The sequence below is a fragment of the Clostridium sp. AM34-11AC genome (assembly GCF_003435375.1).
Lineage (GTDB): Bacteria > Bacillota > Clostridia > Lachnospirales > Lachnospiraceae > Pilosibacter > Pilosibacter fragilis.
The window spans coordinates 1-220 of sequence record NZ_QWGL01000008.1 but is presented as its reverse complement, the minus strand read 5'-3'; the positions used below and the strand labels follow the sequence as shown (position 1 = coordinate 220).

The 220-nt window shown below is 49.1% G+C and carries 2 tRNA genes; both read right to left on the bottom strand.

Features of this window, described 5'->3' with window-relative positions:
• Positions 1 to 2: 2 nt before the first annotated feature.
• Positions 3 to 76: transfer RNA gene (locus tag DW826_RS06890), tRNA-Met, on the bottom strand.
• Positions 77 to 80: 4 nt separating this feature from the next.
• A tRNA-Met gene (locus DW826_RS06885) sits at positions 81 to 154 on the bottom strand.
• Positions 155 to 220 lie beyond the last annotated feature (66 nt).

The window sequence follows — 220 nt, the reverse complement described above, 5'->3', positions numbered from 1 at the left end:
CGTAGCGGAAGGGAGATTTGAACTCTCGACACCACGGGTATGAACCGTGTGCTCTAGCCAACTGAGCTATTCCGCCATAGTAGCGGAAGGGAGATTTGAACTCTCGACACCACGGGTATGAACCGTGTGCTCTAGCCAACTGAGCTATTCCGCCATGATCAATATGATATTTTTCATATAAATGGGACCTATAGGGCTCGAACCTATGACCCTCTGCTTG